The sequence below is a fragment of the Paenibacillus sp. CECT 9249 genome (genome assembly GCF_918697855.1).
GTDB lineage: Bacteria > Bacillota > Bacilli > Paenibacillales > Paenibacillaceae > MSJ-34.
Genome location: NZ_CAKKLI010000013.1, coordinates 38,066 through 54,072, shown reverse-complemented (window position 1 = coordinate 54,072; position 16,007 = coordinate 38,066). Strand labels below are relative to the sequence as shown.

11 protein-coding genes are annotated in these 16,007 nt (G+C 53.3%); all 11 read right to left on the bottom strand.

Features of this window, described 5'->3' with window-relative positions; genetic code table 11:
• Positions 1-13: 13 nt before the first annotated feature.
• The 11 genes from LQ229_RS12080 to LQ229_RS12030 all read right to left on the bottom strand — a co-directional run bounded on the left by LQ229_RS12080 (position 14) and on the right by LQ229_RS12030 (position 15,758).
• Complete coding sequence (locus LQ229_RS12080; protein WP_230191850.1) at positions 14-4,852, bottom strand: glycoside hydrolase domain-containing protein; 4,839 nt, start codon at positions 4,850-4,852, stop codon at positions 14-16.
• 25 nt (positions 4,853-4,877) lie between these two features.
• Entirely contained in the window at positions 4,878-6,548 is a 1,671-nt protein-coding gene (locus tag LQ229_RS12075; protein WP_230191849.1) for an S-layer homology domain-containing protein, read from the bottom strand.
• Between the two features lie 2 nt (positions 6,549-6,550).
• Positions 6,551-10,585 (bottom strand): PA14 domain-containing protein, encoded by a 4,035-nt coding sequence (locus tag LQ229_RS12070; protein ID WP_230191848.1) that lies wholly within the window; start codon positions 10,583-10,585, stop codon positions 6,551-6,553.
• Positions 10,586-10,944: 359 nt separating this feature from the next.
• Positions 10,945-11,250, bottom strand: a complete 306-nt coding sequence (locus LQ229_RS12065) for a hypothetical protein (RefSeq protein ID WP_230191847.1) — start codon at positions 11,248-11,250, stop codon at positions 10,945-10,947.
• Between the two features lie 124 nt (positions 11,251-11,374).
• A complete protein-coding gene (locus tag LQ229_RS12060; protein WP_230191903.1) occupies positions 11,375-13,093 on the bottom strand; it encodes an ABC transporter ATP-binding protein in 1,719 nt (572 codons plus the stop codon).
• Positions 13,094-13,172: 79 nt separating this feature from the next.
• Positions 13,173-13,499 carry an antibiotic biosynthesis monooxygenase gene (locus LQ229_RS12055; protein ID WP_230191846.1) on the bottom strand — a complete coding sequence of 109 codons (327 nt, stop codon included), beginning with the start codon at positions 13,497-13,499 and terminating at the stop codon, positions 13,173-13,175.
• A 4-nt stretch (positions 13,500-13,503) separates the two neighbouring features.
• Positions 13,504-13,848: a hypothetical protein gene (locus tag LQ229_RS12050; protein ID WP_230191845.1), complete on the bottom strand. Its 345-nt coding sequence runs from the start codon at positions 13,846-13,848 to the stop codon at positions 13,504-13,506.
• Positions 13,849-13,917: 69 nt separating this feature from the next.
• Entirely contained in the window at positions 13,918-14,109 is a 192-nt protein-coding gene (locus LQ229_RS12045) for a hypothetical protein (protein WP_230191844.1), read from the bottom strand.
• Positions 14,110-14,134: 25 nt separating this feature from the next.
• Positions 14,135-14,527, bottom strand: coding sequence for a GNAT family N-acetyltransferase (locus LQ229_RS12040; protein ID WP_230191843.1), 393 nt, complete (start codon positions 14,525-14,527; stop codon positions 14,135-14,137).
• Positions 14,528-14,977: 450 nt separating this feature from the next.
• The gene (locus LQ229_RS12035; RefSeq protein WP_290370029.1) at positions 14,978-15,394 is read right to left on the bottom strand and encodes a tetratricopeptide repeat protein; all 417 of its coding nucleotides are present in this window, start codon (positions 15,392-15,394) and stop codon (positions 14,978-14,980) included.
• Positions 15,366-15,758 carry a hypothetical protein gene (locus LQ229_RS12030; protein WP_230191841.1) on the bottom strand — a complete coding sequence of 131 codons (393 nt, stop codon included), beginning with the start codon at positions 15,756-15,758 and terminating at the stop codon, positions 15,366-15,368. Before LQ229_RS12030 ends, LQ229_RS12035 begins: the two co-directional genes overlap by 29 nt.
• Positions 15,759-16,007: the final 249 nt, after the last annotated feature.

Below are 16,007 nucleotides of genomic sequence, written 5' to 3'. Positions count from 1 at the left end.
TCCTCTGGATCGACTACTTGAAAAACGCCCGGTCGAAATTCCCGATGTAAATATACTTGGAATCGGTGGTGCCCTTCAGCACGAAATAAACGTCATGAACGCCGGTGAGCGTCTCGGTCAAACTTCCGGTCGCCGTTTGGTAGGTTCCCCATCCGCTTCCCGTCGGGGGGACGGGGATGGTTCCTACCAGCTTGCCGTTTACGCCGCCCAGGCGAACCTCAACCGTCGAATCGGCAGGGCAATTCGAACTGTTGCTCGAATACTCGATGGACAGTTGATTCACTCCCGTACTGCCGAAGTCCATTCCTTTATAAGCCAGCCAGGCCCCGTTAAAGGTATTGGCCACTTGCCGGCCGCTTTTGCCGTTTTCCGTCTTCAGCGGACCTTTGTTGGCCGGGTTAACCCCCGTCGACCATTCGTTATAGGTTTCGAGCTCCAGATCGTCGTAATCGTTTCTTGTCTTCTGATATTCCCATGTGAACCGGTCAAAATTGCCGATATAAGGACGGGAACCACTCGTGCTGCCTTTCATTACGATATACAGGGTCTGCTTGCCGGTTAACGTTCGGCTCAAGTTCGATTCGGATATGGCAAAATTCGTCCAACCGCTGCCCGTATTCGGCAGCGCTGCCGTGCCGACAAGCTCGCCCTCCGCGCTCCCCAGCCGGAATTCCAGCCTGGCGTCCGCCGGTGTCCGATCCGAAGGCGCCGTATATTCGACGGCGATTCGGTTCGCCCCTACGCTTCCGAAATCGATGTCCGCAAAGGACAACCACGCGCCGTCAAATGTATTAGCCACGACTGTGCCGCCATTGCCTGGTTCAGTTTTCAGCGGGTTGCCGTTAAAAGAATTGACCGCTTGCGACCAATCGCTTCGCTGCTCGAACTCGATGATCCCAAAGGGATCTTCCGGCAGCTCGGGCTCTGGCTCAGGCACCGGAAGCGGATCCGGCCGCGGCTCCTCTTCTCCCGGCTCCTCCGGCTCCGGTTCCGGAACCGGCTCAGGCTGGGATACGATCGGCTCCGCCAACCAGAGCGAATTGTAAATGTTGCCGTCATACGCATCCACCAAGTAGATGTTGACCTGAAATTTCTTCGCATTGACATTGAACGTCTGCGAAAGCTCGAAGCTTCCGGTTTCTACCGGTACGGCGCTGGATACCAGCGCCTGTTCCCCGCCGGTCATGAGTTGAATCACGGCCACGGCGGAGTCGACATAATTGCCTTTTAACGTTCCCGCAATCTCTACCACCATGTTGCCGGTTCGCTTCACATCGGCTTCCAAATCGAATACATCCCACTGAATATCCGAAGTATAAGGCCTATCCGAGAGCAGCGCCTTGCCTGCCGCCCGGTTCAAGCTTTCATCGGCCTTCACTCTCACCTGCACTTGGCCCGCCTCATACGCCGCCGGTCCCACGGTCTGCGGGTTCGAGGTTACGGGTCTCCAGCTCTTGCCGCCATCGGTGCTGAATTGATAGTCAGCCGCATTCTCATACCCCGGCACAAAAGTCCAGCCGAACGTATTGGCTTTATCGTCGACAACCGGTTCGGTCGGCGCATCCGGGATCTCCATCCGCTTCACCGCATGCAGACGGAAAACGAATGCGATATCCGAACTGGTTGCATTCACCTGATGCACCTCGGCGGCCAGCACATTGGCACCTTCCGTCAGATAAGCCGGGTCGATCCGGTAAGTATTCCAATTCCGCTCGTCGTTGACGGTGCCGTTGGCGAAGGTATCATACGTCACCGGACCTTGCGGCATATTCGTCCGGATGATTTCATGACCGTTCAAATATACGACCGCCCCGTCGTCGCGAATAAGGCCGGCTTCCAGTTCGAGTATATCCTTCGCATCGGAAACGTCGAACGTTGTGCGGAAGTAAGTCGTCGGATATTTGCGGTTCGCATCCGGACCATAGCTTACAACGGTTTGCGCATACCCTTTATTGTCATAACCGAGCGGCGCCGGACCGGAGGCCCAAGCGCTGTCGTCATAGCCCGCGCTTGTCCAGCCGTCGCCGGCATCCCGCCCTTGGTCGTAATACTTCCATTCCGATTGCTCGGCAATCAGTTCCTGACGGGACAGATTGTTCTCCACATCCGCCGAATAGTCATGCATCGGCGGCGCCGCTTCCGGCGATGCCGCCCAATCGTAATTCGGCTCCGGCCCCATCTTAAACTCCAGCATGCCGCCCGCCATAATATCCTCATAGCCGATCCAGGCCTGATCGAAGTTCCGGCCGTTCAGCGTCGCCGATTGGATGAACCGGTTCCGGCTCGAAACGCCGTCCGCCTTGATCGTGAATGTTTTGCCGCCGTCCAAATGCAAAGTCAACTCGGCAAATATCGGCGATCCGATCAGGAAATTGGCATCCCCCGGGATTCCGGGAAACAAGCCCATAGCGCTGTACACGTACCAGGAGGACATGCCGCCGGCGTCGTCATCCATCGACGGGAGATAGCCTTCCGGATCGGCGCGATACACGCGCGATTTGATCGGATGCGCATACAGCCCGTGGTTATGATATCTTTGCGTTACGACTTCCGTTGTATATTGCCTTACATAATATTGGGTCAAATAAGGCATCCCTAAGAAATTGAACAAATACGGAGCTTCCAAATCCGGTTCGTTAATCGCCACATATTCGTTTCGTTTGAAGAAATCCTGAAGCTGCTTCGCCATCTCTCTTTTGCCGCCCATCAATTGGGCCAGTCCGTTAATATCTTGGGAGGCCGACCAACGGTACGTCCACAGGTTGCCCTGATAAGCGTATTTGTTGACTTTCGTCACATCCGCCTCGTTCACGGTTGTTCCGTTCGGGGTGAAGAAACCGAGCTTGTCCCCGTTCTCATCGGCCTGATTCGGATTCCACAGCTTCTTATAGGACAAGGCAACCTTTTTGTATTTTTCATACATGTCCCGGTCCCCGATCATCTCGGCCAATTTCATCGGAAAATAACCGCTTCTCGCCTGCTCCAGCTTGCCCGATATCTCGTTGTCGTTGACGGAGAAATGATCCGCATCCACCGCCATGCCCTGAAGCGCCGTATATTCGTCAAAGTCTCTAAACCCTTTCGCATAGGCGTCCAGGATAACCGCGCCGTTAAATTCGTTTCTTACGGTCGGGCTCGGCCAATATCCCGATCCCCACTGCGTATAGGATCCTCTCGTCTTGTACAAATCGACAAGGGATTTCACCATATTGTTGTATTTTTGCGGCTCCAGTACGGAGAACAGGGCATATTTGCGAAAATCGTCCCAGGTTGTCCAGCCGTTATAGTATTCAAAGTCTTCGCCGAGCTCCGAGGTTTGACGGATCGTCTGCTCGTCTCTTCCCGCCTTGAAGGTGCCGACCGAACTGCTCACCTTATTCGGATGAAGGAACGTATGATACATTTGCGTATAAAATACCCGCTTGTTCTCTTCATTGGCATCCGAGACTTCAATTTTGTTCAACAGCTCGCTCCAAGTATTTCTCACTTTCGCATGCTGCGCGTCGAAATTCCAATCCGCGATATCGTGATCGCGTTCGTATCGCGCCTGCTCCACGCTGATCGGCGAAAGTCCAACCTTCGCTTGAATCGTCTTGTTGTTCGAGGTATCGAAATTCACCCATACCCCGCTGTTTGCGCCCGTGCGCACGGCTTCCGTTCCGGTCGCGTCCCCCTGCCAAGAAGTATAGGATTCGAAATCATGATCGAACTGGATGGAAAAATAGATCGTGTAATATCCGTGTCCGCAGACGTTCTTCGACTGGATCATGCCCGATATCTCGTTTGCGCTCTCGACCTTCAAGTTGGCATCCACCATGCCGGCATACGAGTTGGAGAGATCGATCAGCACCGATCCCGTCGCAGCCGAAGACGGAAAGCTGTACCGGTGAAAACCGACATTATCCGATGCGGTGAGCTCGGCGCCGATGCCGGAAGCCAGATTCACCGCATAATAGCCCGGAGACGCCTGTTCGCTGCTTTTGTCGTACCGCTGCTTGTACTCGTTGCTGTTCTTCGTGAAAGAACGGACTTGAGGCATCATGAGAATATTGCCGCCGCCTCCTTGGCAGCCTACGCCGCTAAACCGCAAATGCGAGAAACCTTTCAAATGTTTGTCCTCATAGTAGTATCCGCTGAACGCTCCGCCATCGCTGTCAGGCCCTAGCGATACAAGGCCAAACGGCGTTGTCGGCCCCGGGTTCGTCTGCCCGTTATCCCCGAGTGTGTTAATAAAAGGATCCACATAATCGATTGGAGCAAGATTCGTAGGAGGATACGCCGGCGTTTGGCCGGCTTCCACGCCGTACAATTCGAGTTCATACAGCCGAACCGTGTTGGAGTCATATGCTCCCTGGCTCACATAGAACCGGAAGTACCGGGCCGAGACCGGCTCGGGAAGATAGCGGTCGACAATCGTTTGAGCGTTATTTTTGACGACATCGACATCCGTCCATTCGAGCCCGTCATCGCTTTTTTGCAACCGGAAATTTTTGGTGTTCCAGAACGGGCTGGTGCTTGTTTCATGAATGCCGGCATTTTGCACGACCCATTCGTTGATGGTATACACCTTGCCTAAATCAAGCTTTAGCCATTTGATCTTGGCTTTCGTATTGTCGCACCATTTCGTATCGGTTTTGCCGTCAACGGCAAATTTGGCGTTTTCGTTGCTGTTGCATTGCCCCGATGCGGTCACCTGCGCATTAAGCGCCACGTTTGTTGTCGGCACGGCCTGAGCCGCGCTTGCATCGAAAGCCATCGGGACCGGCTCGGCCGCCCAAGCGGAACCCACCGTCCCGATCAAGCCGTACAACAGCGTTACCGTCATGAGCATGGCAAAGATTCTTTTCCCCATTGCGATGCATTCCCTCGCTTTCATCTTATAATGAACGGTCCGTGACGAGCCGGTGGATCATAATGGCCACCTCGGCCCGGGTCACCGCATGTTTCGGATGGAAACGGGCGCCGTCTCCTTGAATCAGTCCGAGCGTCCATGCTTCATTCACAGCCGCCGCAGCCCACGAAGAGATTTCCTTCGCATCGGCGAAAGCGGGTTCATCGCGACCCGACTCCGGCAGGCTGAAATATTGGGCCGCCCGAACAAGCGCAACGACCGCTTCTTCGCGCGTAATCGGGTCGTCCGGCCTGAATGCCCCGTTATAGCCCGACACAATATCGAGCGCTGCGGCTTTCACCACCTGCTCGGAATAATACCGGCCCGCGGCTACGTCTTGGAACGGATTCGCCGCGGCGGAAGAGGCCGCGGGCGCGTTGCCTGCGTAATCAATCGACCGCATGACAAGGGTGACGAATTCCGCCCGGGTAATGCCGCGGTTCGGTTCGTAATGCCGCTCGTCCACGCCGTTCACCAAATGTTTGGCAGCCAGCGCTTTCACCGCGGACTCCGCCCAGTGGCCTGTCAAATCGGCAAAGGTTTTGCTATATTCAAGAATCGCATAATACGAGAAATGATCCGCCGTGAATGTGAAGATGCCTTGGCGCAATTGACCCGGAACATATTCAATCGCTTTACCGTCCGCGTAATAAACGCCGGCAAGATCGGCGGAAATCCGTTGCTCCTGTTCTTCCGTCAATTTCATGCTTACAACGGCCGGCTTGTCCAGCGTATGAATCTCCGTGATCTGATCGCCCGAGACGATCTGAATCACGACCGAGAGAACGACGCCGGTCGAAGTATAATCAGAGCGGGAACCTATCGATTGCTGAACCAGCTTCCGCGCTTCTTCCGTCCAGGCTGCTTTCAGCACGATACGGATCAACGCTTGCCGATCGTTCGGCGCCGTAATGGAGCCGACAGGGAAACGAACCGTACGATTCCCCGACGTAACGATCAAATCCAAATTGCGATCCCGCAGTTCGTTCAGCGAAGCTGCGGGGAACTCCAGAGCAGCGCCGGTATCGCCGGCTGTCGCCGGCAGTTCGATCGTGACCGCATCCGCAGCCTGTCGCATCGCTTCCGCCAACGTTTCACTGCCGGCGATATACCGCCCGTCCGCAGTCAGCTCCGGCCGTACGACGGAGCCTGCCGCTTGGCCGGCGCCGGACGGTATGCCGGTCTCCTTCGGCGGGACTGTCACATTGCCGCTATTCGAGCTGCCGGTTCCGCCGGTTCCGCCGGAATTGCCGCCATGGCCCGGGTTCTCGCCGTCCCCGCCGCCAGGCGGATTGCCCGTGGAGCCCGGAATCGTAAACGTCTTGGATGCCGCTAGACTGCCGGTACCGGCCGTGACCGTATATACGCCGGCAGGAGCAAGATCCTCGTCGGTCGGAATCGTAACGGTCGCGGAATAACGGCCGTCTACCGATGGAACGACATCGATATATAATACCGTTTGATTGGGGCTGATCGCTTTGAGCGCCACATCGCCCGTCTCGGCCGTAACGGTGCCGGAAATCGCGATTTCTTCGCCGCGCTTGACTTCCTTCGCACTCAGCTCCAGCGTGAAGGCATCCGCCGCGAAGACGGAAGCCTGCGAAAGCGAAAGCGCGAAGAGCAATGCCAGCATGGCTGCCGCATATTTTCTCACCATATTCATTCCTCTCCTTCCGTCCGCGGCCGGAGCACAATCGGTCTCGCCAGATGAACCGGAACGTCGCGCTCGCTGTTGAATTCGTCGAATACGAATATTTTCAGGCTATACTTTGTTCCGCTCACATTAAAATATTGCGTGATCTCCAGCTTATCCTTCCGAACCGGAATGGCATTAATCAACAGCGGCGTATTTCCGTCCATCAGTTCGAACACGACATAAGAGTCGCCTTCGAAGTCGGCCAATTGCTCGATGGCGACATGAACTTTCAGTTGGTCGTCTCCTGTCAGTTCGGCTGTAAGTTTATAGGTGTCATGAATGTTGTTCGCGGTAAACGGCCGATCCGACAGGAGCGGCATGCCGGCTTCCCTGCCCAAGGCTTCGTCCGCCTTCACGCGCACCCTTACCGCGCCGGCGGCATAATCGCCGTCCCCGACCGGCTGCGGATTCGCCTCCACGGGCAGCCAGTTCGTTCCGCTATCGACGCTATATTCGTAATCGGACAGATCGTCGTAGCCCGGCACATTCGTCCAGCCGAACGTATTATACCCATCGTCCACGACCGGAGCTGTCGGCGCCGCCGTCATGTTGCCTGCCGTCGTTATCGTCGCTGCGGCCGAATTGTCCCGCTTGTCCACCGCTTTGACGGCGAATTCATAGGTCTGGCCGGGATCCGTGCCGTCTACCATATACTGATAGTATTCCTGGCCCGCTTCCGCCGGAATGTACGCGCTCCAGTTCGGGCCGAGTTTCCCGTCGACTTCGTAAATTCTGAAGCCACGAACCGCATCCTCCGCATCATCATCCTTGGGCTTCTTCCAGGAGATCGCTGTTTTCCCGTCGCCAGACTTGCCGGCTGACAATCCTTCGACAGCTTGCGGCCGATCGTCGTCTCTGAAGATAGTGTAGGTGTCGAAAGGCGTCTCTTCGCCGACAATATAAGATTGCAGCGTCAACGATTCCTCGGTCACCTGAATGCCCGTGAACACCGCTTTCCCAGGCTGGCTATACTTGGCCGCATAATATCTGTCGACGCCATCTTTAATGCCGTAAAATTTGCGTCCCGCCGCGTTATTGATCAAATAAAGCGTTCCGTCCGGATTGACCGCGCGTCCGTTGCCGTCTATAACGACGTCCTGAACCGGCTTGTCGCCATACATCTGATACGATCTCATAAACGTATGATCATGCCCCTGCAGAACCAAATCGATACCGAGTTCGTCCAGCACGGGATACAGCTTCTCCCTCAATTCGAGAATGTCGCTGTCCACGGCGTGGTTGCCCACGGAATAGATCGCTTTATGGAAGGCGACCACCTTCCATTTTTTATCCGTTTGGGCCACTTCTTTTTTCAACCAATCGATTTGCTTGTCGAACGATTCCCGCTGGGCGTTATCCCAGGGGATGTCCCCCGTGTTCAATACCATGAAATGCACAGGCCCGTAATCGAAGGAATAGACCGTTCCCTTCGGATTAGGATTCGTATGCGACTCGTCCGGCAAATTGAAATGATAATAGAAGTTGTTGTTGTTCGGCCCTTCATGGTTGCCGATCGTGGCCAGCAGCGGCAAATTCATCAGCAGATCCTGCGGCTGCCCGAAATAATCGGCCCATTGCTCCTCGAGGGCGCCGGCATCCACCAGATCGCCGGGCATGACCAGAAATTTCGAATCCGGATAATGCTTCAGCCCTTCGCCCAGCGTGTTGGCCCACGCTTTGTACTCGTTCGTATTGGATCCTTGCGAATCGGTCATGTACAGGAACGAGAACTCGTTCTCTTGGCCGGATTCGGTCGTAAACTGTCCCGTCTTGCTCCAATATCCGCCGCTGCCGACCCGGTACCGGTAGGCGGTTCCCTGTTCCAGCCCCTCAGCCAGCGCTTTATGCGAAATATACGTGCCGTTTTGGGTGCGGCTGATTTTGACGTTGATAACCTCGCTCGTTCCCCGGAAGGACTTCACCGCCGGCGAATCAAAGTCTTCGCCTGCCGGTACAACCTCCACAACACTGTCCAAGATGCCCGCAGGAGCCGAAGCCGGATTCGGATATTCCGTATACCAGGCGAAGCTTCGTCTCGTACCCGCATCCCCATGCAGGGACATCGCGATGTTAAATGGCGAATAATCCACGGCTTCGGACCGATTGTCGACATGAAACGCAAATTCGCCTACATTCTTGCCGTCGGCCAATTGCAAACCGCCTTGTCCGTCGTACGAAAGGTTGATGAATTCAGCAGGCTTAATCGCTTCCGCCAATTTCAATGTCAGGTCGGACGGATCGCCGCCTTGCCGCACGTCCGCAACTCGCAACTCCTGATCATCCGCTGTCACTGTGATATGATCGTTCAATGCGGCAGGCGGCGAATTCAGTTCCGAAATGAAGGCAAGCGAAACGTTGAATCCGTCCGCCGATACGCTGCCCGAGACCGGGCCGGTATAATCGGCCGGAAGATAGAATGCGGATTCCGGAACGATGTCTTTAGGCATCGCTGGCGAAGACCAGCGCAAATATAGATTGGATCCGCCGTAATCTTCGAAATACTCCACTTTGAAGTTGTATTTCACGCCCCCTTGCAAAGCGACGGGATCGCTACTCTGCTCCTTGTCCCAATCATTCACCCAATGATCAATGATCAGCTTGTCGTCGATCCACAGACGAAATCCGTTGTCGCCGATCATATAGAATGTGTAGTCATCCGTTTGCGGCGCCATTATTTGCCCGGTCCAGCGGACGTTCGCATGATCCGGACTGCCGGTCAACGATTGCAGCACCGGGTCCAAATTCGGAAAATCGATCTTCGAATCAATGACCGTCGCTTTATGTTTGTCAAAATCAAAGCCGCTCGTTCCGGTATAATACTCGCCAAGCAAGCCTTGATCCTTGCCGATCGCAGGAGGCAGCGTCTTCGAGCCTGTCAATTCAAGCGCAAAGAACAGGTCGGAACTCGCTCCCCGGTCCTGATGCACTTCGGCGGCAATGACATTGCGGCCTTCCGCGAGCAAGGCGGGATCGATGGCGAACCGGTACTCGTCCCTCTCGTCGCCGACAGCGCCGGAGGCCGGCGTCGTATACGCAATCGGACCTGTCGGCATATTCGAGCGATATATTTCTTGACCGTTCAAATAGATGACCGCGCCGTCGTCCCGAATTAGGGACGCTTCCAACTGCTTGACGGCTGCGGCGTCAACGACCTGGAACTCCTGGCGGAAATAAGTCGTCATATGCTTCTTGCCCGCATCCGGGCCATAGGAGATCCATGTGTTCAAATCTTTGCCTTTGCCGCTGCCTGCATATCCGAGCGGAGCGGCGGCTTTCTTCCAGCCGCTGTCGTCATAATCGGGCGCCCGCCAGGCCGTTCCCTGGTCGGAGCCGTCGTCGAGATAGGCCCATTCGCTGTTGATCGCGATATATGCCGATTGGTCGAGGCGAACGCCCGTAACCGGAACTTCGGCCGGATCGTCGCTCAGAGAGCCATAGGCTTCAAATTCGTAAATATTGGCGGTATAACGGCCCGTCGATGCATCCGGGGCTCCCGGATCGGTTATATTCAATTTGAAATATCTGGCCTTTACCGGATGATCCAAGATATGCGTTGTCGTCCCGTACGTGTTATCCGTTACGGCGACAACAGGCGTCCAGCGGACGTCGTCATGACTGATTTCAATCGAGAAATCCCGGGTATTGCTGCTCTCAGGCTCTCCCCCGGCTCCGGCATGAGCCAGTACAAATTGATGCACGGACGCTTCGGCGCCCACGTCAATTTTCAACCAATAGGGTTGGCCTTCATCGGGCAAATTCGTCTCTCCCTCATAGCTCCACTTCCCGCTGGCCCTGTTTCCGTCCGTCGCCTTGGACGGGGCAAATTCGTCCGATATGTACCCGCTTGCGGTAGCCGTTACCCCGTCTGCGGCAAAAACGTTCGTCGCCGCGGAGTCCGCATCCGCCCCCTTCACCGGAACATACCCCGTTGAAAATAGCGAAACTAGCAACATGACGATGGCAAGCACACGGCTTGTCAGCGCGATCCTTCCTTTCACTTTCTTTTCCCCTCCCAACAAGCATGATATGGATCCTAGAAATTATACGATCTGGCGTAAGGGCGTTCTATACATGGATCGTAAAGATTCACGCAGTTTTGTGTAAAATATCGGCGCCCGCCCCCGTTTGAAATCGCTTACAATAAAGCTTAGCATAAGCTGGGAATGTTCCGGCGCATCATCGTCTGCACTTCTTTGGCGTATAACTGGACTCATTTAACAGCAAGAAAAACAATTTTTTCAAATTCTCACAAACTAGCATTTTCATAAGATAGATCGGCAAATAAATCCATAACTTAGTATCGGGCAACGATCAAAACGACCGTACCCCGAACGGATAAACGGTCGTTTCGGAACCCCTATTCTTCGTCATCTTCCTCCGCGTAAACAACCCGCGACGTACCGATGATCCGGCCGGATGAATCCAACGCATTTACCTGGAAAAACGGCCCGTGCGACTTCACATCGATTTCTGTCTCAAATCCGATGCGAGGGACGCTTTTGACCTCCAGCGACAATGTTTCCGGAGTTGGGCCGGCCAGCACCTGCCAAGCGGCCGTTTCCGTCGAGCCGTTCCACGATGCATAAACGGCCGCAGCTTCGTCCATTACATTGACGGCAATACTTGGCGGATCAAGCGTATAGTCGTCGGCCCCCAGCTTCAAACCGTGTACTTTATGGAAACACTAACATGATAGGGAAGACCGGGTCTATCGCTGCGCGGTTCGGGATAAAGCGTCAATCGAGGCATGGTTCCATGAAAAAAGCTCCCAAATCGGGAGCTTACGTTCACACATGCGCATATTGCGCCTGATGCAGCCTGCTGTAGATGCCGCCGGCAGCGACAAGTTCGGCATGTCGTCCCTGTTCCGCGATGCCGCTCTCGTCGACGACGATGATTCGGTCCGCGTTCTTGATCGTCGCCAGCCGATGCGCGATGACGAGCGTCGTCCGTCCGACGGACAGCTCGGACAGCGATTGCTGGATCGCCGCTTCGGTCTCGGTGTCGAGCGCCGATGTCGCTTCGTCCAGAATGAGGATCGGCGGATTCTTCAAGAACATTCGGGCGATCGCCAGCCGTTGCTTCTGTCCTCCGGACAGCTTGACGCCCCGTTCCCCGATGACCGTATCCATCCCATCCGGCAATTGGCGAATCACGTCCGTAAGCGACGCGCGTCTGGCCGCCTCCCAGATTTGCTCCTCCGTAGCCTTCAGATCCCCGTACGCAATATTTTCCCGGATCGTTCCCGAGAAGAGGAAGACGTCTTGTTGAACGATGCCGATATGTTTGCGCAAAGATTGCAGCGTCATGTCCCGGATATCCAAGCCGTCGATCGTGATCCGGCCTCCGCTTACGTCGTAGAACCTCGGAAGCAGGCTGCAGATCGTCGTTTTCCCGGCGCCGGAAGGGCCTACGAACGCAACCGTTTCGCCCGGACGAATCGACAGGTTGATGCCGTCCAGAATATTCCGGTCCGGCTCGTAGCCGAACGTCACATTCTCGAAGCGAATGTCGCCCCGCAGCGATTCGACCGCTACCGCGTCTTGCCGATCGGCGATATCCGGTTCGGTGTCGATGATCTCGACATATCTCTTGAATCCTGCAATCCCTTTCGGATAACTCTCGATGACGGCATTGATCTTCTCAATCGGGCGGAAAAAGATATTCGACAACAGGATGAAAGCCATGAATTCCCCAAGCTCGATCTTCCCTTTAATGAAAAACCACGCTCCGCACACCATGACGAAAATGGTGATCAATCGCATCAGCATATAGCTGATCGAAATGCTCCTCGCCATCGTCTTGTAAGCCTTCAGCTTCGTCTCGCGGAAATTCCGGTTGTCCGCCGCAAACAACTTCTTCTCATGCTCTTCGTTGGCGAACGATTGCACGACGCGGATGCCGCCGACGTTTTCCTCGATCCGGGCGTTAAAATTGCCGACATTGGCGAACAAGCGCCGGTAAGTGCCGGTCATTTTGCCCCCGAACACGATAATCACCCAAGCCATAATCGGGATGATGATAAAGGTCAGCAAGGCAAGCTCCAGATTAATGTAAGCCATCAGTGTGAAAGAACCCGCGAGCGTCATGACGGCGATGAACACGTCTTCCGGCCCGTGGTGGGCAAGCTCTCCAATCTCGTTCAGATCGTTCGTTACCCTGCCGACCAAATGCCCTGTCTTGTGGTTGTCGAAAAACCGGAACGACAGTTTCTGGATGTGCTCGAACATGTTCCGCCGCATATCCGTCTCGATATTGATGCCCAGCATATGCCCCCAATAAGTGACGATATAGTTCAACACGGTATTCAGCGCGTAGACGCATAACAGCCCTACGCAAGCCAGTACGATCATCCGCCAGTTGCCGCCCGGCAGCAGATCGTCGATAAATTTGCTCACCGCAAGCGGGAACGCGAGTTCCATGAGACCCGCGATCACCGCGCAGCAGAAATCAAGCATAAATAAGCCTTTATAAGGCCGGTAATATGAAAAAAATCGTCGCAACAATCGCAACATTCTTGCTATTTCTCCTCTCTGGCGTCAACGGTGCGCTCTCGATCGGATCGAAAACCCGGGGTTCAAGAAATTATCGACCGGACTTGCCGATCCTGATCTTTTTCACCTCATACATGTTCACCTTCGTGCTGAGCACGTACTCCGGCGGCGTCTTGCCTTTGTTGTCCCGATGGCCTTGAATATGCTCGGGACTCTTCTCCCAATTTTTCCAAGCTTCCTCCGACTCCCAGCGAATGAGGACGACGACTTCTTCCTCTTCCTTGGTGCGTTTGTTCACCATGACGGTAATATCGATCAACCCTTCCCGTTCGTCGAGCAGCCCTTCTTGGCTGAAGCGTTCGACGACCTTATCGGCGTTTCCTTGCTTGACGACAATCGTTCTCGTTTGAATAAGCATTGTATCATTTCCTCCCTGTTTCATGTATTGTTCCGCTTGAGGAATCAACCTCTTGCAGATCGAATAAGCGGATATATTCTTCGATCACATGATCGAGCGCTTTAAGCTCTCCGGATATAACTTGTTTAATCGCTTCGAATTCAGGCTCGCCAAGCTGTCTGGCCAACGTTGTCCGCCTTGCCTGCAATTGCTCGAGAAAAGCAAGAATCCGCCCTCTTCGGAACGTTTGGGCGCCATGCATCCCGTGACGGGATCCGTGTCGTCCATGGCGGTCTCCGCGATGCTCCTGGCTTTCTCCGCTTTCGGTGCGATGCCTGCCTTCGCCGCGTTCGTAATATCCGCCTCTCATTTCACAACCCCTTTCGTATACAAATGTATACAATATGATTTCGTATACAACTGTATACGAAATGAATGGTCATGTCAATAGCTGGCAAAAAACCAGCCTTCGCGTAATTACGGTGCCTTTGGGAATGCCCGATTGTTTGGATACCGTTATGCCGTTGACCGGCTCCAGGCGGCCGATCGCATCCGCAATATGAAGCTCCGTGACGGTAATATCCTTCAACAATGGCTCCAATGCGGATTCGTGCAATGTTCCCTGAGCCAACCTTAAGGGATGAGCGGCATTGTTTTTAAGATCTTTTCATCCCAACCGCAAACACGTGAAAGTTCATCTTTTCATAGTACGGCACCAACTCTTCTTCACATAGAAGCTGTAGATGCAAATGAGCTTTTTGGCATTGCTCTATGAGCAATCGGGTCATTTCGGCGCCAATCCCTCGACCTCTGTAATCGGAATGAACCCCTAGACCGCATAAATACGCATTGATCACCCCGTCGGAAACAGTTCTTCCGGTACCGATCAAGCGATTTTCATGATAAGCATAGATGACGTGCCAGCTTTGTTTCATGGCGGTCAGCAGTTGATCTTTACTAAGTTTCAAGTATTGATTCCAACCGAGATTTTCATATAGCTCGTAGATGCAATCTTCTGTCGCTAATTCCGTAGCATAACGTATTTTCATAAGAGGTCTCCTTTAAAGTTCGAGTCGTAATCCTTATGTCTCGGAAGATTCCGCATATCCGCCTCTGCGGGAAAGAAAAGCCCGGCAATGAAGGACCTTACATTCAAAAACTACAACTGGAGTCGATTTCATTATACCGGTGCGGCTGACGACCCGTCGGGCGGGGGCTAACGAAACACATACACGCTAATCGCCTGTAAATCACCTTGTTGCTCGTATAACGAAACTAAAACACGCTATTGAGGGGAAAAAGGCGGTAAAACGGCCGATTTCCAATGAATAACGATGCGTACTTTCGTTGGATTGGGAACGCCTTCATTTTGAGCCCAAATAAAGATTGTCAGTTTCGTTTAGCGCCAAACCAGTTGGGATGACGAATCAGCATAGGCATGACAAAATGTAGACGAAAAATCATACAAAACGAGATTCTTGATGCGCAACTATCGAATCCTAGTCCCATAATTGATCCAATTTGTCCGAATAAAAGAGAATAGCCTTCTTATAAGCTTGAATGCCTTTATGATCACTTGTTTCAGCTAGTTGCCGTAATAAAATTTCCATGGCATCACTATATTCTTTAAGATTATACTTAACCATAGCTAAAAAAACGAAGTATTCTCTTTGATCGGGATACTCCTGGATCGCTCCTTCAAAAATTGCTTTGGATTGTTCGTACATGCCTAGTGTGCGATAAGTGCTCCCCAGTCCCAATAACGCGCCGCGTCTTTCTTCCCCTGTTAGACCTAATTCTAATGATTTCTTATAAAAAGGAACTGCTTCCTTTTCTTGCCCCATAGCATCATGAACCCATGCACACTGGTACCAAACAGACGGATTCTCAGGCTCTTGTAAACCACCGCTCCATATGTTGTTTCAATCGATTTCCGATTTCTGCATTTCTACGGGAAACCCATTGATACAAAGGCCCTTCAATGAAATGAACGAGGTCTTCTTTTGTTTGATCCAGGGATTGCAGCAAATCCTCATACCGATACTCTATATAAAACGGTACCCCTCTCGTTTGATTATCATGATTAAATTCGGGATCATCCGAACAAACCATGGCAACATCGCCTTGATAAGCGATCCCCGGAGAAGGATCATGCCCCAGCCAAGGACTGGATTTCTCTCTAACCGCATGGTAAACCTCTGTCCAAGCTTCTAGTCCGCAACAACAGCTGGGTACTATTTTAGTGTCTTGATCTGCAAAAAAAGCGACTCCGCCGGACATTGCCACTTCTTCTAAAAAATAATTCTACATCCTCATCCGTACTATCCGCGCTTAGAATAATCAACTCTTCACGGTCCACATTATTGTCCATCCAGGCCGGGGCGTCAAAATAAGGGTCTATGATGACCGGTTTTGTAAAAGGTTTTGGCATAGGCAACCACTCCATATTGAATAATAACTGAGTTCATTTATTCGAATTCCGGCAACCTTTGTTTCACATCTGCTCCTCTTTATGATGACATCATCTTA

Bases quoted from the DNA above. Each gene is read 5' to 3' on its own strand.
- LQ229_RS12080 (WP_230191850.1), bottom strand. From the start codon at position 4,852: ATGGGGAAAAGAATCTTTGCCATGCTCATGACGGTAACGCTGTTGTAC.
- LQ229_RS12075 (WP_230191849.1), bottom strand. From the start codon at position 6,548: ATGGTGAGAAAATATGCGGCAGCCATGCTGGCATTGCTCTTCGCGCTT.
- LQ229_RS12055 (WP_230191846.1), bottom strand. From the start codon at position 13,499: ATGCTTATTCAAACGAGAACGATTGTCGTCAAGCAAGGAAACGCCGAT.
- LQ229_RS12050 (WP_230191845.1), bottom strand. From the start codon at position 13,848: ATGAGAGGCGGATATTACGAACGCGGCGAAGGCAGGCATCGCACCGAA.
- LQ229_RS12040 (WP_230191843.1), bottom strand. From the start codon at position 14,527: ATGAAAATACGTTATGCTACGGAATTAGCGACAGAAGATTGCATCTAC.
- LQ229_RS12030 (WP_230191841.1), bottom strand. From the start codon at position 15,758: ATGTCCGGCGGAGTCGCTTTTTTTGCAGATCAAGACACTAAAATAGTA.